The 17,225-nt window shown below is 57.0% G+C and carries 15 protein-coding genes; 6 read left to right on the top strand and 9 right to left on the bottom strand.

Annotated features, from left to right (window positions below; all coding sequences use genetic code 11):
• Positions 1-68: 68 nt before the first annotated feature.
• Positions 69-1,742 (bottom strand): hypothetical protein, encoded by a 1,674-nt coding sequence (locus tag JAO32_RS00075; RefSeq protein WP_334236432.1) that lies wholly within the window; start codon positions 1,740-1,742, stop codon positions 69-71.
• Between the two features lie 185 nt (positions 1,743-1,927).
• On the opposite strand from JAO32_RS00075, the gene guaB reads away from it, so the two are divergent.
• Positions 1,928-3,445, top strand: coding sequence for an IMP dehydrogenase (gene guaB, locus JAO32_RS00070; RefSeq protein ID WP_334236430.1), 1,518 nt, complete (start codon positions 1,928-1,930; stop codon positions 3,443-3,445).
• A 329-nt stretch (positions 3,446-3,774) separates the two neighbouring features.
• On the opposite strand, the gene JAO32_RS00065 is transcribed toward guaB, so the two are convergent.
• From JAO32_RS00065 to JAO32_RS00045, 5 genes are all read right to left on the bottom strand, one after another.
• On the bottom strand, positions 3,775-4,344 hold the full coding sequence (locus JAO32_RS00065) for a hypothetical protein (RefSeq protein ID WP_334236428.1): 570 nt from the start codon (positions 4,342-4,344) through the stop codon (positions 3,775-3,777).
• A gap of 52 nt (positions 4,345-4,396) precedes the next feature.
• Positions 4,397-5,023 carry an NAD(P)-dependent oxidoreductase gene (locus JAO32_RS00060; protein WP_334236425.1) on the bottom strand — a complete coding sequence of 209 codons (627 nt, stop codon included), beginning with the start codon at positions 5,021-5,023 and terminating at the stop codon, positions 4,397-4,399.
• Positions 5,024-5,111: 88 nt separating this feature from the next.
• Positions 5,112-5,459 carry a hypothetical protein gene (locus tag JAO32_RS00055; RefSeq protein ID WP_334236423.1) on the bottom strand — a complete coding sequence of 116 codons (348 nt, stop codon included), beginning with the start codon at positions 5,457-5,459 and terminating at the stop codon, positions 5,112-5,114.
• A 130-nt stretch (positions 5,460-5,589) separates the two neighbouring features.
• Complete coding sequence (locus JAO32_RS00050) at positions 5,590-6,399, bottom strand: helix-turn-helix domain-containing protein (protein ID WP_334236420.1); 810 nt, start codon at positions 6,397-6,399, stop codon at positions 5,590-5,592.
• A 125-nt stretch (positions 6,400-6,524) separates the two neighbouring features.
• Positions 6,525-7,454 carry a LysR family transcriptional regulator gene (locus JAO32_RS00045; RefSeq protein WP_334236418.1) on the bottom strand — a complete coding sequence of 310 codons (930 nt, stop codon included), beginning with the start codon at positions 7,452-7,454 and terminating at the stop codon, positions 6,525-6,527.
• Positions 7,455-7,524: 70 nt separating this feature from the next.
• On the opposite strand from JAO32_RS00045, the gene JAO32_RS00040 reads away from it, so the two are divergent.
• The 4 genes from JAO32_RS00040 (at position 7,525) to JAO32_RS00025 (ending at position 12,053) form a co-directional block, all read left to right on the top strand.
• Positions 7,525-8,418 carry a DMT family transporter gene (locus JAO32_RS00040; protein ID WP_334236416.1) on the top strand — a complete coding sequence of 298 codons (894 nt, stop codon included), beginning with the start codon at positions 7,525-7,527 and terminating at the stop codon, positions 8,416-8,418.
• A 10-nt stretch (positions 8,419-8,428) separates the two neighbouring features.
• Positions 8,429-9,646 (top strand): DUF1624 domain-containing protein, encoded by a 1,218-nt coding sequence (locus JAO32_RS00035; RefSeq protein ID WP_334236415.1) that lies wholly within the window; start codon positions 8,429-8,431, stop codon positions 9,644-9,646.
• Positions 9,647-9,712: 66 nt separating this feature from the next.
• Complete coding sequence (locus JAO32_RS00030; protein WP_334236413.1) at positions 9,713-10,984, top strand: EAL and HDOD domain-containing protein; 1,272 nt, start codon at positions 9,713-9,715, stop codon at positions 10,982-10,984.
• A 40-nt stretch (positions 10,985-11,024) separates the two neighbouring features.
• Positions 11,025-12,053: an Atu2307/SP_0267 family LLM class monooxygenase gene (locus JAO32_RS00025; protein WP_334236411.1), complete on the top strand. Its 1,029-nt coding sequence runs from the start codon at positions 11,025-11,027 to the stop codon at positions 12,051-12,053.
• Between the two features lie 143 nt (positions 12,054-12,196).
• Here JAO32_RS00025 and JAO32_RS00020 read toward each other — a convergent pair whose 3' ends face one another.
• Entirely contained in the window at positions 12,197-14,326 is a 2,130-nt protein-coding gene (locus JAO32_RS00020) for a TIM-barrel domain-containing protein (protein WP_334236409.1), read from the bottom strand.
• Positions 14,327-14,430: 104 nt separating this feature from the next.
• The gene (locus JAO32_RS00015) at positions 14,431-15,687 is read right to left on the bottom strand and encodes an SPL family radical SAM protein (protein WP_334236407.1); all 1,257 of its coding nucleotides are present in this window, start codon (positions 15,685-15,687) and stop codon (positions 14,431-14,433) included.
• Between the two features lie 243 nt (positions 15,688-15,930).
• Between JAO32_RS00015 and JAO32_RS00010 the strand changes: the two genes are divergently transcribed.
• Entirely contained in the window at positions 15,931-16,188 is a 258-nt protein-coding gene (locus JAO32_RS00010; protein ID WP_334236405.1) for a hypothetical protein, read from the top strand.
• A 21-nt stretch (positions 16,189-16,209) separates the two neighbouring features.
• Here the strand turns inward: JAO32_RS00010 and JAO32_RS00005 are convergent.
• Positions 16,210-17,225, bottom strand: a 1,016-nt coding sequence (locus JAO32_RS00005) for a glycoside hydrolase family 92 protein (protein ID WP_334236403.1), incomplete at its 5' end; no start/stop codon positions are given.

Below are 17,225 nucleotides of genomic sequence, written 5' to 3'. Positions count from 1 at the left end.
TCTGATTTCTTAAATATCCTACCTCACTCTGCAGGCGATATCAAATCAACCATTACTCCTCGAGCTGGCTAACGTACGGGTGGGATTGAAGATTCCCGATCCCACGACACGCTTTGTGCAAGGTGATCTTGAGGCTTTGTGCCAGGATAAAATCCGCTCCAGACGGCGTTGAGATGAGTGGTCAGTGCATCGTGATAGGGGCTGTCTTTCCGAATCGCAATGCCATAAACAAATGCCCCCGCATAGAAGTCATACTCCGCTAAAAACTTTGGGGACGTTATGAGGATTCCGCGTTGCCACGTGTAGTCGTCGTGCGGAAGCCAGATTAGATCCGGTTTTCGATCCAGGAACCTGTCTGGATGAAATCCGTGCAAAGCAATTTCCCTATCGTTCAGGCCCGCTAGATCAATTACGTTTTGGTGCAACGCCCGATAACCGAGTTCTCCAACCTCGCTGGAGGCCATGGTGCCGCCTGTGGGCATGGCATTTGTCATGGCGCTAACACCTTCAATACACACCCAGTAATTCAGTACTGGTAACGGACGCATATCGGCCACGGTCGCTTCCACTGCCGAATATCGCAGAGAGGGTTCTGCGTACCATTCCAGCCAATCGATGACCTGGCGCGGTACGACAATTGCCAGGACAAATACAAGCATCGCGCCAACAACCTGTGGCATTTGGAGAATCGAGCGGAACGATCGACCTTCCTGCAATCTCTCATCCGTGAGCAGAAGTGCCGGGATGACGCAAAGCGGGAAGTAAGGGATAAAGTAACGAACCGAGCCGCCCATGATCTGTGTCACAACACAGAGGTAGGACATGGTAATGGCCAGCGCGCCGAGCATTGCCACCACCATGCGCCGATCGGCTTTCCGGCAGAACAGTATTGTGGCAACCAGAAATGGCCAGAACATCTGCAGGAACTGAAATGCCATCATCACCGGATGCCACCGCGCAGCGTAGCCACGATACGCATGTTGTGATTTCAGGTAGAAGCTAAGCGGAACATAGCTGCCAAAGTAGAACTTGCAGCACACAGCAGTGATGATCCCCATTGCGAACAAGACACCAAGAGCGCGGAAGGCCGCGATGCGCTGCTCACGATTGCGCCATTGGGTGATCAGAATCACAATCGTCACCATTGGCAACGCGCTCTCTGGTCGTGTGAGATAAGCGAGCCCTGCGACGATACCGGTCAACCAGCCACTTCCCTTGATCCCGTGCAGACCGCGCGATTGAGCTATCGCAAGTCCTGCCGTCGCTGCAATAAGAGTGGCAGCCAACATGGTTTCCATACCATTCAGGCTGTTGAACTGAAAGATAGAGTTGTTGACCAGCGGTAGAGCCGTGAGGAGGAAGGCGTAGGGTGTGAAACGGAGGGAGCCACTGGCGTTGCGACTGACAGCTACTGAGACCGTTACCAGAGCCACCCCTGAAAACAGGTAGGAGAGTGTATAGAGCAGCTGACCCGGCTGCATGGGCAGGAAGCTGCCAACGATCACCACGAACTGCCAGAGGAGGCTGGTCATGCCATAGGTGTGAACACCGTCGAGGTTCCAGCTCAGGCCTAAACCTTCCCGGAGACGCACTGCGTACCGCAGGAACATCCATGCATCGTCAAACTGGAATGGCTGTGGTGCCAGGTGCCACAGAATAGCCCACAGAATGATCACTCCGGCAGTAAGTGCTAGTGCTACAGTGCGTAAGCCGCCAAGTCTCGTCTGCCAATGCTTGACCATCCGTGCCGGAACTCCGTGAAGGGGATCGCTTACGTCCTGCACTGAGACGCAAACTGGCCATTCATGGGTTGACTTGGCAGAGCTTTCCCTAGGGGCAACGGCATAGGATTGCGCGGTACTCGACGTCATTCCCTAGACTGCAGCAGTTGCAAACAACGCAATAGGACTACAATCTATGGAACTTTATGCTATTGAGCGCGATTCCCGAAGCCCTGACGTTTGACGACGTCCTGCTGGTACCAGCCTTTTCGGATGTGGTGCCTACCCAGGTAAACACCTCCACCCGCCTTACCTCCCGTATCACCCTGAACACACCTCTGCTCTCCGCCGCCATGGACACTGTTACTGAGTCGCGGCTGGCGATTGCCATGGCCCAGGCCGGTGGCATGGGCGTGGTGCACCGTAACCTCTCCATTGAGCAGCAGGCCGCCGAGATCGACAAGGTGAAGCGCAGTGAGAGCGGCATGATCGTCGATCCCGTGACCATTGAGCCGGAAGCGCCCGTCGCTGCCGCGCTGGAAGTCATGCGCAAGTACAAGATCAGCGGTGTTCCGGTGACCAAGAACAAGAAGCTGGTCGGCATTCTGACCAACCGCGATCTCCGCTTCGTCTCGCGTACTGATATTCCAGTCAGCGAGGTGATGACCAAGGAGAAGCTGATTACCGTTCCAGTTGGAACCACGCTGGAAGATGCAGAGCATATCCTGCATCAGCATCGCGTAGAGAAGCTGCTCGTGGTCAATGACAACTACGAGTTGAAGGGCCTGATCACTGTTAAGGACATTCAGAAGAAGCTGAAATATCCGAATGCCTGCAAGGATGAGCAGGGACGGTTGCGGGTGGCGGGGGCCATTGGTGCTACCGGCGACTTCCTGGAGCGCGCTGCCGCACTAGTGGAGGAGAACGTAGACGCTCTGGCCATCGACTCCGCTCACGGTCACTCCAGCCGCGTGCTGGAAGCTGTCAGCGAGTGCAAGCGCCGTTTCCCCAATGTGGACCTTCTGGCGGGCAACATCGCCACCTATGACGGCTGCATGGCCCTGATCGATGCGGGCGCGGATGCCGTGAAGGTGGGCATTGGACCGGGTTCCATCTGCACCACACGTATGGTTACCGGCGCGGGTATGCCGCAGATCACCGCGATCAGCGAGGCCTATCGTGCGGCCAAGGAACGCGGCATCACCGTGATTGCCGACGGCGGCATTAAGTACTCCGGCGACATCACCAAGGCGATCGCGGCAGGTGCGGGCTGCATCATGATCGGATCGCTCTTCGCCGGTGTGGATGAATCGCCGGGCGAGACGATTCTGTACCAGGGCCGCAGCTTCAAGGCGTATCGCGGCATGGGATCGCTTTCGGCTATGGCTCAGGGTTCGGGCGAGCGCTACTTCCAGGGCAAAGACGACCTCAGCGGAGGACCGAAGCCTTCCCTCACCGCACCAGAGCCAACGGCGAATAACCGGCTGAATAAGTTCGTGCCGGAAGGCATCGAGGGTCGCGTTCCGTACCGTGGACTGTTGGGCGATATGGTGTACCAACTTGTTGGCGGTCTGCGTTCCGGCATGGGCTATCTGGGCTGCTCGACGATTCCGGAGCTGCAGGAGAATGCGCGGTTTGTGCGTATTTCCGGCGCTGGTTTGCGCGAATCGCATGTACACGATGTGGTGATCACACGCGAAGCACCGAACTACCACGCAGAGTAACGGGAGGGGGTCCCCCCTCCCCCCTTGTTTTCTAAAATCGTCTTTCTATTGGGTTTACGGCTTTGGTTCCGCTAAAATCGTCTTTCCATTGGGGTTAGAGGCAAAATCTTCTTTCTAAAAGAGTTAGGGCCGCGCTTAAGCGCGGCCCTTTTGCTCTCTGGTTCTATTTTAGTGGTTCGGAGGAAATAACCTGCCAACTCTATTTCTTTTCGTTTGTTTGAGTTGAGTGGATCAGGGGCTTGACAGATTTCGTGCGATTCTTAACACCTCGACATTCCTTTGGCCAAAGCGAATCGACGTTCAGGAACGAGAGATGAAAGGCGCGTTTTTCAAAGACCATGGCTCACACTGCCAGTCGAACTCACTCCCCATCGTCCGAGCGTCACCAGCGAAGAAACCCATCCGAGTAAGACCGATGCCACCACAATGCTCAGTGATTCATCGAATCCTGGCTTGGCTGCCATTAGCAAAACTGTTCCGATCACAATCCAAATGCGGATGTTTAACAAAATCTTCAGCAAGGGACTTTGTAACCTGGCCTTCAGCTCGGATTCCTTTTCACCCACTCTGTTGCAAAGTTTTCGAATCGCGCGTAGCCGCCTTCCCGTCAGCACGCCTAAAACAACAAACAAGACAACTTCCAGCACCGCAAATCTGGGCCAAGCGAGCTCCCATCCCCTCAAGCTTTCTGTCAGATATGCTCCCGTGACATACACAATCACCAGGGAACTTATGCTGGCCACGGTGAGCGCCGGGACTGGAGCCGTACACGAGCGAACTTCGCCCAGGCTCGAGGCTCGCCTGAGTTGAAACAGCATCCACGCTTCCACCGTCAGGCCGGCAGTGAGAGCAAGGACGGCTATCGTGTGAACAAAGAGAACGCTCGTATAGATCGTCATGATTCACCTCAAATCTGAAGTGGCGATGTGCACTGTTCAGGTTGCGCTTTGATTAATTACTCAAGCCAACGATCTTGCGACTCGACGCATGATTCTCAACACACTGGACCATAAAATTCGCAACGTCAGCACGCGCGATCTTGAAACCAAAGGTGGGTAGATGTTCTTCCCGCACGCGATACCGCTCTGTCTGTGGTTTGTCAGTGAGCTGCGGTGGACGCACCAAGGTCCAGTCGAGTCCACTCTCCATCACAATCCTCTCCATCGCCTCGGCATCGGCAACAACACTCGGAAAAAACAGACGGCCAAACAAATAGGTTGGCGGAATGATCGAATCCTTGAATAGAAAGGCTGTCGACACGATGACTGCGCGCCTTACTGCCGTTTGCAACATCGCACTCGTCAACGTCGTGGCGAAGCGTTCCAACAGGTCAGCATCTTTGTTCGACAAAGGCAGACGAGGCCCAAACGCTGACAGGACTCCGTCGTGGCCTTCCAGTGCTCGACCAAGTTCCGCAGCATCCATCATGTCGCCCTGGATGAGCTGGATGCGCCCGGCAAGTGTGCTGAGTTGCCCAGGCGTGCGGACAAAGGCTGTGATGGAATGACCGCGTTCCATTGCCTGCCGAACAATTTCAACGCCGATGCCACCAGTGGCACCAAGAACTACCAGCTTCATCGATCATTCCTTTCCATCCTGCCGTCTTGTTTTCGGTCATCATGCTGCGATCAATGAATTGCTTCGCAGGCGATAAGACCACATGCGTTCATTGCGTTGCCAAAGTCTGCCGAGGCGAAGCCCATTCGCGCAGCTTGACGGTGACGCCGTAGCGCGGACCTGGATGCATTTGTGCGATGTTGACAGCCTGATCTCTGTCCGCTGAGTCGAAGAAAACAATCGTGACCATCACGGGGTCACTTGCCCCATTACCAGAGCCAGACATGCTGCCTGGTTCGGAGAAGTCAGCTTCCACCTCTCCAAGATTTCGCGGGTCGAGTGTGATCCCCATATCCGTAACTTGTCTGACCCAACTCGCAATATCAACTGGACGCTGCTTCTGCTCTTCAGGAGTGAGCGTGCGTGTGGAATAGAAGATCAGGGCGTAGTGCTTCATCGATTTCTCCTTGGAGCTGGTTATCTGGACAGCACGAACGAGAACAAACCTGCTGCTTCACACCGGATGGAGATGCCGGCCCGAAGAGAGGGAGTCTCATTCCTCGAAGGTAGCCAATGAAGGATGGTTGCTAATTGGAAAAAATCGGCAGATTGTGTGAGGGGGCCGTGCGAAAAAACTCCTCCGGTGATGTACCGGTGAAGAGTCGGAAATCGCGCACCATGTGCGATTGATCGCAGTAGCCGGCTTCAAAGGATATTTCCGTAAGAGACTTTCCTTTGTCCCATAGTCTGCAGACATGCTGCAAGCGTGCCAATCGGCTGAGCTTCTTGGGAGTTGCACCGACTGCAACGCGGAAATGTCGTTCCAGTGCGCTTTGGCTCATGGCGGCATGACGCGCAATTGCGGCAATGGAAGACCGGCCTTGAGTACTGCGGATCATCTGCGCGGCCGCCTCGATCTGAGGAGAAATATCCTGCTGAATGATTCCATTCCGTGTGCGGATACGACTGCCGAGAAAGCGTTCTACCGCCATGAAGTGCTTTTGTAGCTTGCGGGTACTGGTAAGAACGTTCTGGATATGGTCGATCTCTCGTGGTGGCAGGACAGAATCAAGTGGTGCCGTCCGATTGTAGAGAAGATCTGCGCGATCCTGCAGTATCGTCGGTGCACCAACCTCCGTGAATCGAACGATAACCAGCGAGGAGTTCGCTGCGTGTTCGATGAAGCGGGTCCGTTGTTGCAGGCCCGAGATAATTGCATTGGGAAGTGTCTCGTTTCGCATGGCTGCAGAACCAGACTGCCGCAAGACAAGAGTGAGCGTGGTCTCCGGCAGCAGAACCTGAACCCGGGGCCGCTCCGAGTGTACCCACAAGATTTCGCGCACATAGCGGCGAAGGATGCCGCCTGGCTGGTGGACGAAATAACGCATCTCGCTCATCACTGCTTTTGGATGAGCGGCCTTCGAGCGGCGACTCGTCAATTTGATCGAGCCTGCCTCCGTAAGTTGGCATGCGAGACGTGAAGGTCGCGCTTTGCGCGATAACCCAGACAAGTCTCTATTGCTTATTTTGTTGGAGCTGATTCTCTGCGGGGCTTGTCCGGATTTACCAGCAGTTGCTGCGCCATGGTCCAGAAGGCCTGCATCACTGGTGAGAACCACTTATCGCGGTGACGTACTAACTGCGTGTAGACATAGACGGGCTTTTGCGGCCATGCGAGTGCTACCAGTGAGCCTCGTTGTAGTTCCGCTGCGACGACTAATTCTGGCAGTACAGCGACGCCCATGCGCGCGATGGCGCACTGCTTCAGGGCCTCGACACTGGCGAATTCGAGCACACGGTTTACACGGCCACCTTCCTGGGCCATGATGCGCTCGAAGACAGCGCGGTAACTGCAGGAATGGTCCGTGAGCAGAATCTGTTGCTCCGCTATGTCAGAGGCGGAGAGCTTTTTCCGCTTTGCCATGGGATGCTCTGCCGCAACCAGCGAGAGCACGCGTTCCTTGCGAAGGCTTTGCGCGAGAAGCGACGGCACCTGGATGGGAGTGTCAATGGAGATGGCAAGATCGACACCGGGTTCCTGCACGGCCGCGGAACAGGAGGCGTCTGCACGAAGAGTTAGCCGGACGTCGGGATAGGTGGCCTGAAAGACACGGAGCAGTTCCGGCATGCGATAGGTAAGCAGGCTTTCTGCGGCGCTTACTACCAATGGGCCAACGATGCGATCGTCTTTTTGTACGGAGAGGCGTGCCTGTTCTGCTGTGCAGATGAGTTTCTCAGCATGCGTGAGGAACTGGCGGCCTGCGTCGGTTAGTTCCACCTGGCGGCCCAAACGATTGAACAGGGGTAAGCCAAGATCAGACTCAAGCGCCTGCACCTGCGCTGTGACACTGGACTGCGCATAGTGAAGTTGAGACGCCGCACGGGTGAAGCTGTGTGTGTGTGCCACTTCTACAAAAGTGCGAACCTGCCGAAGATCGAGAAGCTGTTCCATCGCCATTTCCGATGGAAGCGATCATATCAATTCATTGGACACGATGACAGGAGGAGGCGAAGATTTTGCCATGAAGACGCGCTATGTGGCCCAACTGTTGCTGCTTTCCGCTGTGTGGGGAATTTCATTTCTGATGATCCGCATTGCGGATGTTGCCTTTCCGCCGGTGTGGGTAGGTTTGCTGCGCAGTGCGACGGGCGCTGCGTTTCTGTGGGTGGTGTTGCTGGCGGGGCGTAAGAAGCTGCCGCCGCGCCGTTTATTTCTGTGGCTGTTTCTTGTGGCATTGACGAACAATGCGCTTCCCTTCTTCTGTTTTGCGTGGGGTGAACGCGTTGTTCCGAGCAGCGTGGCTGCGGTGATTAATGGCACTACGCCGATCTGGACACTGTTGCTGTCGTTGGCGGTTTCGCGGACGCGCGCGCAGATGCACACGATACTTGGCGTGCTGCTGGGGTTTGCTGGCGTGGCGATTGTGGTGACATCGCAACAATCAGACAGTGCAGGTGCAACGGGACATCAACAGTTGTTGGGTGCTGCAGTGATTGCTGTGGGCGCGCTGGGCTATGCGATTGCAACCGTAATTGCGAAGACGAAGTTGCAGGGGCTGGACCCGATTGGATTGGCGACGACGCAGCTTTCGCTATCTGCCGTAATCCTGACGCCGGCTGCGCTGATTGGGCCGCATCCGGCACAGATTCCTCTTGCGTCTGTGTTGGCTGTTCTGGTGCTGGGATTAGCGGGAAGCGGCATTGCTTACCTGCTGTACTACAACCTGCTGGTGCATGTTTCCGCAACACAGGTGGTCGCAGTGACGTATCTGCTGCCACTGTGGGGGATGTTCTGGGGCGCGGTGGCGCATGAGTCGATTGCACCGATTGCCTATGCTGGTGCCGCAGTGGTGGTGCTGGGACTGGTGATTTTGAATCGGCGACCTGCACCGAAACCTGCTTTGCAGGAAGCATGAGGGATTGCCCATGTCGTCTACTGCTTCTGTTCTTCCTAATACTTCTGTCGTTTCATCGGGACGCAGTTATCGGATTCAGTCGCTGGATGTGCTGCGCGGTCTGTTGATGGTGCTTATGGCGATTGACCATACGCGCGACTTCTTTTCGAGTGCGCCGATTGATCCCGCAGACCCGATTCGTTCATGGCCTACGCTGTTTGCCACGCGATGGATTACGCACCTGTGTGCGCCGGGATTCATTCTGCTGGCGGGGGCGAGTGTGTATCTGCAACGGCAGCGCAAGAGTGCGGGGACCGTGAGCCGCAGCCTGTTGCTGCGTGGGCTGTGGCTCATCTTTCTGGAGATTACGCTGGTGACGCTGGGATGGTCGTTCAACTTCGGCATACCGATTCTTCAGGTGATCTGGGTGATTGGCGCAAGCATGATTGTGCTTGCCGGGTTGCTTTGGTTGCCGTTGCCTGCTGTTGGATTGTTCAGTGCAGTCGTCATCTTTGGGCATGACCTGCTGGATGGTATTCACGCGGACAGCCTTGGTCGATGGAAAGATGTGTGGCAGTTACTGCATGAGCGTGGCTATCTTACGTATCACCATCATCCGTTTGTTCTGTACGGATATCCTTTGCTGCCATGGGTGGGTGTGATGGCACTGGGTTATTGCCTGGGGCCAGTGTTGTTGCGGCCCGCTGTAGTACGACAGCGTTGGTGCGCGCTGATGGGAGTTGCAAGCTTGTTGTTGTTTGCAGTGCTGCGGCTGCTGCATGGGTATGGTGATCCGGGCGATGGATTTCAGCATCTGGGAACGGCGAGTCACACTGCGATGTCATTCCTGTCCGTGCAGAAGTATCCGCCTTCGCTGCATTACTTGCTGGGTACGCTGGGAGTGGTGCTGCTGCTGTTCGCTTTGATTGATCGTGTTGTGGAAGAGGCGAAGCTGCGAAAGACGCGCGGGTTTCTGGAAGTGTTCGGAAAGGTTCCGTTCTTCTTTTACATCCTGCACATCTTCCTGATTCACGCAGCGGCGCTTGCGGTGGCATATGCGACAGGAGCCAACTGGCGCTTCTGGATTACGCCGGATGTGGTGTTTACGAGCCATCTGGATGGGTGGGGCTTTGGTCTGCCTGTGGTCTACCTGATCTGGATTGCAGTGGTGTTGACGCTGTATCCCGCTTGCGTTTGGTTCAGCGGAGTGAAGGATCGCAATCGTAGTTGGTGGCTTGCTTATCTTTGATTGGATTCAACACAAAAAAGAAATCGACAGTGAAGTAAAAGCGCATGGCTGCCGATAAGAACGCTGATGTCGTCACACTCACATTGGGTTCGAGAGCAACAGAAGGAGCCGCTACCTGGTGACGGGTTTTGCCGGTTTGTTGCGCGTCAGCCGATTGTGGATCGGATGCGGCGCACGTTTGGCTTTGAGTTGCTGTTTCGGTCCGGGTGGGAGAACAGTTTTTGTGCGGATGGTGAAGCGGCGTCGCGGCAGATTTTTGATAACGCGGTGAGCTTTGGGTTGGATTCGATTGTGGGCCAGTCGGTTCCGTTTGTGAACTGCACACGTGCGCTGATGCTGAACCGTATGCCCGCTGTATTGCCGCGAGGCACAGTGCTGGAAGTGCTGGAAGATTCTGAGGTGGATGGCGCTCTGATTCATGCTTGTCGCGAGCTGAGCATGATGGGCTATGGCATTGCGCTGGATGACTTTGACTTCACGGAAAAGTGGGAACACCTGATTCCGTTTGTGAACTACATCAAGCTGGATTTTCGCAGCAGTACGTCTCCGCAACGTGTGCGGCTGATACGGCGGTTGAAGTATCACAACATCCGTTTTGTGGCGGAGAAGGTGGAGACGGAAGAAGAAGTGCAACAGGCGATGGATGAAGGATTTCACCTGTTTCAGGGTTACTTCTTTATGCGGCCTGTGGTGATGGCTCGGCCGTCATTGACGGCGATCGTGAACAAGCTGCGTTTTCTGGCGGAGTTGAGCCAGGCGGAGATGGACCACACGCGGGTTCTGCAGTTGTTGAAAGAAGAGCCGTCGATTTCGTATCGCGTGTTGCGTGTGGCGAACTCTGCGGCGCTGGGTTTGCGGCAGCCGGTGAAGAGCCTGGAAAATGCGCTGGCCTTGATTGGCGAAGAACAGTTTCGGCGGCTGGCTACGCTGGCGTTGGCGACCGAGTTCTCTGGTGGCACTTCGCTGGAACCAATTCGTTTCATTCTGCAGAGAGCCCGGCTATGTGAACTGCTGGGCGTTGCGATGGGGATGGAAGCGGGAGAGATGTACCTGCTTGGCATGATGAGCGTGGTGCGCAAGACGCTGCAGGTGACAGGCGAAGAGGCAAACCAGGTGTTGCGCATGACTACGGAGATGTCTGCTGCGCTGGACGGTGCGGACAATCCTTATCGCTGGCTGCTGGAGTTGGCGGAGGCTTGCGAAAAAGGATTGTGGGAGCAGATGGAACGCTCTGCGTCGCTGTTGCATGTTGCGGAAGCGAAGGCGGCAGAACTTTTGTTGGAGTCGCAGGCGTGGGCAGCCGGGATCCTGCGGCACGCTCAGGACGTATTGGTTTGATATCGAATCTTTTTTCCGATGCGTGCATCCTATGGGTGTTATGCAAATTGGAATCGATAGTTTCGCAGCATTAGTAGAAGACCCCATCACCCATGAGACGCCCACCGCGGCGGTGCGCATGGAGCGACTGCTGGAAGAGATTGAACTGGCGGATAAGGCTGGTTTGGATTTCTTCGGGCTTGGCGAACATCATCGCGCGGAGTATCTGGATGCAGCCCCTGCCGTGATTCTGGCTGCGGCTGCTACACGGACGAAGAACATTCGTCTGGGCAGCGCTGTCACTGTGCTGAGCGCGGCTGATCCTGTGCGTGTGCACCAAGAGTTTGCCACGCTGGATCTGATCAGCGGCGGACGCGCGGAGATTGTGGTGGGGCGTGGATCGTTCATTGAGTCGTTCCCGCTGTTTGGTTTGAAACTGGAAGACTACGATGACCTGTTTATTGAGAAGCTGGAACTGTTGCTGAAGCTGCGTGATGAGACTTACATCAACTGGAGCGGTAAGCATCGTCCGGCGTTGACGGGACAGGGTGTGTTTCCGCGTCCGCTGCAGAAGAAGCTGCCGGTGTGGCTTGGAGTGGGTGGAACGCCCGCTTCGTTTGCACGCGCTGGCGCGCTGGGATTGCCGCTGATGGTGGCGATCATTGGCGGCGAGCCGCATCGTTTTCGTCCGTTGATTGACCTGTATCGTGAGGCGGGCAAACGCGCTGGTTATGGCGAGGATGTGCTCAAAGTTGGCGTGCATGTGCTGGGCCTTGTGGGTGATACCGATCAAGCCGCGGCGGATGCGTTCTTTCCTGGATATGCTGCTGCGTTTACCAAGATTGGCAAGGAACGTGGATGGCCTCCGGTAACGCGTGCGCAGTTTGAGGCGCTGCGCAGGCCAAAGGGTGCGCTGATGGTGGGTGAGCCTTCTTTCGTTGCCGATAAGGTGGCGCAGATGAGCGAAGATCTGGGCGGGTTGGATCGTGTGACCTTCCAAATGAGTGTTGCTGCCCTGCGGCATGAGCCGATGATGCGTGGCATTGAGTTGCTGGGAGAGCAGGTGGCTCCGGTGTTGCGCGGGAAGTGATTTTCCCTCAGCGGCTAAAGCCGCTTGCATGAAATGGCTTTAGGGCAGGGCTGAAGCCCTGCCCTTCCTCTTCGTGCATTATGAGTGAGCTGTTGCGGCGTGACGTTTGCCGCGTTGTTGCTGTGGCGCTAAAGACGGGCTGATTATCCGAGTTGGGTCCAATGGGGCACGGTGTAGGGGGATGTTCCCTGCACTGTGCCTTTGTTGTTTTTCCATGTGAGTTGCGCCGAGGATGCGGGCAGATGGAAGGAGCGGCTGCCGTCTCCGTAGACTCTTGCGGCGATGCGGCGGGATTGGGGTGTGCCTGCGTGGAGGCCAACTTCTGCCCAGGGGACGATGCTGCCGGTACGTACGTAGGCGGGGATATCGCGCGTGTCCGCAGCTTGCAGTGTGATGGTGGAACCGCCGGGGATGCGCTTGCCTGTCCAGAAGTCATGCCAGTCTTCACCCGCGGGGAAAACGATTTTTCGTGTTGCCTCGTTCGCGAAGAGGGGCGCGATCATCATGCGGTCACCGACGAGGTATTGGTCGTCGACCTTGAGGAGCGCAGCGTCCTGCGGGTGGTCCATGATGACGGCGCGGAAGGGTGGTGTGCCGTCCTGCTGGTATTGTTCGAACGCTCGCAGAAGGTATGGCACTAGGCTCATGCGCCAGCCGATGATCTCGCGGCAGCGGGCTTCGAGCGATTCCCAGTTGGGCATAAGTTCGCCCGCGTTGTTACGGTCGCGGTTGAGCTGCTTCCACGGCGGGCTTTTGATGTACCAGCCGTTGACCATGGCAAGCGGCGAGAAGACGACGCTTTGCAAGCGACGAATGAGGTCTTCTTCACTTTCGGCGTCGCGTACCTCCGGGCACCAGAGCACGCCACCGAAACCGGAGTTAACGAGGGCGCGGATGAAGTCACGGTGGTTGTAGAGGTCGCTGTAGAGGACGAAGGGATACGGTGCGGCGAGTGCTCCGCTGGAACGCACGAGGCTATAGGTTTCGCGCTTGCGGCTGCGGAAGGCGTCCCAGAGCGCCTGCTGATAACGCAGGCCGAAGACGTTGTGCATCTGTTCGCCGTCGACGCCGGAGGGAAAGCGGCTGAGTTCCGGGAAGGACCAACCGCCGGTGTAATCGGAGTTGTCGCACTCATCGAGTTTGAAGCCGCTGACGCCTGCGTCAAGGAATGTCTTTGCGTGGTATTCGCCGAAGCGCTGGCGTGCTTCCGGGTTGGCGAAGTCAGGCACGAGGCCACCCCATACGCCGTAGTCAGCCGAGAGATTTTTTAGCTGCGAAAAGAGCGGCGATGCAGGATGCGTGTAAGCGTGTTCCCACAGGTTGACCTTGTAGTTCCGCGCAGCCATCTGTTTGAGGAAGGCTGTAGGATCAGCGAATCGTGTGGGTTCCCATACGAAGGTGCAGGAGTAGGCGTGGGTCTGCCAGCCGGGTTCGAGGCCGAAGACATCGCAGGGGATGTTGCGCTGGCGCAGTTCGTCTGCGAGAGCGAGTGCGGTGTCTGTGGTAGCGCGTGCGTCGGCGCGATACCAGAAGCCGAGTCCCCATTCCGGCGGAAGAACGCCACCCCCTGAAAAGACGTTGTAGCGGCGCACTGCGTCGAGCATGGAAGGGCCTGCGAAGAGATAGACGTCTACGCCGGATGCGCGTGGCACTTCGATGGTGACGCGTCCGGGGTCTGCGTCCTGAATGTTGTGCGAATAGTTAGGGTCCGGGTTGGCGTTAGTGGCGGAAGCGACGGGCTGCTGCGGTTTGAGCCGTGCGTTGCCGAAGTAGAAGGTGGCGTAACGTGCAGTATCGACGAGGATGCCGACGCCATTGGTCGTGACGTAAAACGGGACGGGCGCATGGGAGTCGCCGGTGTCGAACTTGGGATCGGCGTTGACGCGGACCACCTTCTTTTTGCCGCGTTGTGCGAAGGAGAGGAACTGAAGGCCGAGGCCGTACACGCCTTCCTGCGTGCGAAGAGGCAGCGAGAGTTCACAGCCGCGCGAGGAGATGCTGGCCTGCGGCGCTTCCAATGGACACTCTGCCACGGACGGCAGATGGCGGAAGGCTTCTTCTTTGACGGAGACGAGGCGGCTGGTGACAGGCGTGAAGGTTTCCGGTGTGCCGATGCGTGCGCGCCAGATGCCGGGATAAACCTGTGTCCATGCGGCCTGCGCGGGTGTCGCCTGTTCTGCGGCGGTGGCGTTACGAATGGGCGATGCCGCAGTGGCGGCGCCGACCATGGCAATCTGTTTGGCCAATGCTCTGCGCGTGAGCTTTGTGTTCATGCACTCTTCTTCCCTGTTTGCGTTTCACGGACGACGCAGAGCGTATGCCGATTCGCAGACCATGATACGGCTGGGGTCTGAGTGTATCGATAGCCGGTTCGTGCTTAAGCGAAGAGCCGTCCTTGTGCTTCTGCGAATGTTGCAGCGCGTGAGGGCTTTTTTTCGTTGCGGTCTTCGCCGCTGAGCAGGCTGTCCATATGGCGTTCGCCTACTTTGTGGCGGATGCAGCTTGCTTTGACGAGGGCCCGCAGACGTTCGCGGTAGGGGCGAGAGGCGAAGTCCATGTCGCGGAAGCGTTCGAGATAAAGCACCTGCAGATGCGGAAAGTGTTCGCGGATGAACTCGAAGTATGTGGGTCGTGAACAGGGTTTGAGGAAGAGTGGATTGGCGCCGAGGAAGCTGGCATCGACACTCTTGGCGAGTGCGGCCATGTGGTCGATTGCTTGTGCTGTGTCCGTGATGCCGGGGAGCAAGGGGCAATTGAGGATGCCGGTGCGGATGCCTGCTTCGCGGAGTTTGCGCACGGTTTCAAAGCGCAGATCGGGGCGCGGGGCGCGGGGTTCGAGCTTGCGCGCAAGTTCCGCGTCGGGCGTGGTGATGGTGATGTGCACGACGAGTGTGCTGCGTTCGTTGATTTGCTGGAGAAGGTCGATGTCCCGCTGGATGAGTGTGGATTTGGTGACCATGCCGATCTTCAAACCTTCATGACGAGCGAGGACTTCGAGGAGACTACGCGTAATCTTCATGCGGCGCTCGATGGGCTGCCACGGGTCAGTGGCGGTGCCGAGAGCGATCTCTTCGTGGAGTTTGCGTTGCTTTGCCATGCGGCGCAGGTCCTGTTCGAGGAGCCATGCGGCGTTTTGTTTGGCGAAGATGCGGCGCTCGAAGGCTTCGGGGTCGCGGAGATTGATTTCGTTTGTTCCTTGTTGAAGTAGCTTGGGCTTCCCTTCTGAATTCCCAAAGCGTGAGAGGAATGCAGGTCCCTCCACTTCGCTGCGCTCCGGTCGGGATGACGAATTGGAGGGTAAAGGCTCACGTGGAGACGACGAATTTTTTGATGGGGCTTCGGCGTCGGCGAGAGTGCCGCGGATGGGTTCGGTGGCGGCTGGAGCGAGGAATTCGTGGGTGTAGCGGGCGTAGCAGTAGCGACAGCCGAATTCGCAGCCTCGGTAGGGGTTGATGGACCATGCCATCCAGTGCAGGCGTTTGGAGACGGACTTGTTCAGGATGGAGCGAACGGCGAGCGTGCGGAAGTCGACGTCGTGGCCTGCGTCGAGGTGTTCGCTTTGCTGGGCCATGCGGCCCAGGCCGTTGACTCGGGGCTGGGGGAGGATGGAAAAGAGGGTTTCCGTATTCGCCATTTGTTCGCCTTTTCTGAGGTGAGATTAGGCTTTGTTTAAGGCGGGGTCAACTGGGTTGGTTGTGGAAAGATTTCCTCCGCGGCTGAAGCCGCTTTTCTTGTCTGGTTTACGGCAGGGCTGAAGCCCTGCCCTTCCGAGTGCTTCGTACCGTTCTTGACGCTTCGCGTGATCGCGCTTTGCGCGATGCCCATACCTAGGGCACCCGGCTATACTTCACGTGGCAATCGGAGGCTTATGGGCAACGTGGCAGTTGCAATCGCACTTATTCTCAATGGCCTGCTTTTCACGGTCGTCGGAATCTCCCAAGCATTCGCACCCGAAACGTGGGTGAATCGATTGATTCCTAGCAGGCTGGAACTTGTCGTGGATCAAACCAAATGGAAGCGGACGATGACCGGCCCGACCGCTCGTTTTGCTGGTTGCCTGATCGGTTTATTCGGACTCTACGTCACGGTCCAATCGAGCATCCTTCTTTGCCATTTCTTACCAACAAGTCGCTGAAATTTTGAAGGCAAGCTTCCATTATGGAAGCTTGCTATCCGACGGCCAGCTCTTGTTGGGTTGGGGTCCCATTTTGAAGGTTAGTTCGCCGCCGTTGATGATGTCGGTGTGTTTGATCCAGAAGTTGTTTAACGGTTTGCCGTTGAGGGTGGCGGACTGGATGTAGATGTTTTGCGGGCTGACGCCTTCTGCGCGGATGTGGAAGGTTTTGCCGTTGGTGAGGTGGATCTTTGCGTCGGGCAGCAGGGGTGTGCCGATTTCGTAGGCCGGGATGCCTGGAGTTACGGGATAGAAGCCGAGCGCGCTGAGGAGATACCACGCGGACATCTGGCCTGCGTCGTCGTTACCAGCGAGACCGCTGGGGCGGTCCTGATACCAGTTCTTGCGGGTGACAGCTACTTCCTGCTGTGTCTTCCAGGCTTCGCCTGCGTAGTCGTAGAGGTAGGTGATGGCGTGCGACGGTTCGTTGCCGTGGTCGTAGAGTTTGCGGGCGAAGAGCTCGTCGAGCTTCTTTGTGAAGCCTGCGTTGCCACCCTCTAACTTGATGAGGCCGGGAATGTCCTGCGGGACGAAGAAGGTGTACTGGAAGGGCAGGCCTTCGGTGATGTACTTGTAGGGCTTCGATGGGTCAAAGGGCGAATCCCATGTGCCGTCGGCGTGGCGGCCGCGTGCGAAGCCGGTCTGCGGGTCGATGACGTTGCGGTAGTTTTGCGCGCGCTTCATGAGTGCGGCTGCGTCTTCTGTCTTGCCGAGTGATTTGGCGACCTGCGCTACGACGAAATCGTCGTAGGCGTATTCGAGTGTGCGTGAGACTTGTTCCTGCTGGTGGAAGGCGTCGAGCACTTTGTTTTCGAGTGGGACGTAGCCGAGCTTGAGGTAGTCGTCGAGAGCGCGGCGGCCTTTGCCGTCCTTGTATTCCTCGATGGTCTTAGGCTGCTCGAAAGCGTTGCGACGCATGAGCGGGTAGGCGCGGTTGATTTCGAAGCCGCGGATGCCCTTCAGGTAGGCGTCGGCGATGATGACGGCGGCGTGGTCGC

Origin of the sequence: Terriglobus sp. ADX1 (assembly GCF_036877645.1) — a bacterium.
Lineage (GTDB): Bacteria > Acidobacteriota > Terriglobia > Terriglobales > Acidobacteriaceae > Terriglobus.
This window is presented reverse-complemented; position numbering and strand designations above follow the sequence as displayed.

Bases quoted from the DNA above. Each gene is read 5' to 3' on its own strand.
- JAO32_RS00020 (WP_334236409.1), bottom strand. From the start codon at position 14,326: ATGAACACAAAGCTCACGCGCAGAGCATTGGCCAAACAGATTGCCATG.
- JAO32_RS00075 (WP_334236432.1), bottom strand. From the start codon at position 1,742: ATGGTCAAGCATTGGCAGACGAGACTTGGCGGCTTACGCACTGTAGCA.
- guaB (WP_334236430.1), top strand. From the start codon at position 1,928: ATGCTATTGAGCGCGATTCCCGAAGCCCTGACGTTTGACGACGTCCTG.
- JAO32_RS00030 (WP_334236413.1), top strand. From the start codon at position 9,713: ATGTCGTCACACTCACATTGGGTTCGAGAGCAACAGAAGGAGCCGCTA.
- JAO32_RS00060 (WP_334236425.1), bottom strand. From the start codon at position 5,023: ATGAAGCTGGTAGTTCTTGGTGCCACTGGTGGCATCGGCGTTGAAATT.
- JAO32_RS00035 (WP_334236415.1), top strand. From the start codon at position 8,429: ATGTCGTCTACTGCTTCTGTTCTTCCTAATACTTCTGTCGTTTCATCG.
- JAO32_RS00050 (WP_334236420.1), bottom strand. From the start codon at position 6,399: ATGAGCGAGATGCGTTATTTCGTCCACCAGCCAGGCGGCATCCTTCGC.
- JAO32_RS00045 (WP_334236418.1), bottom strand. From the start codon at position 7,454: ATGGAACAGCTTCTCGATCTTCGGCAGGTTCGCACTTTTGTAGAAGTG.
- JAO32_RS00015 (WP_334236407.1), bottom strand. From the start codon at position 15,687: ATGGCGAATACGGAAACCCTCTTTTCCATCCTCCCCCAGCCCCGAGTC.
- JAO32_RS00040 (WP_334236416.1), top strand. From the start codon at position 7,525: ATGAAGACGCGCTATGTGGCCCAACTGTTGCTGCTTTCCGCTGTGTGG.
- JAO32_RS00065 (WP_334236428.1), bottom strand. From the start codon at position 4,344: ATGACGATCTATACGAGCGTTCTCTTTGTTCACACGATAGCCGTCCTT.
- JAO32_RS00055 (WP_334236423.1), bottom strand. From the start codon at position 5,459: ATGAAGCACTACGCCCTGATCTTCTATTCCACACGCACGCTCACTCCT.
- JAO32_RS00025 (WP_334236411.1), top strand. From the start codon at position 11,025: ATGCAAATTGGAATCGATAGTTTCGCAGCATTAGTAGAAGACCCCATC.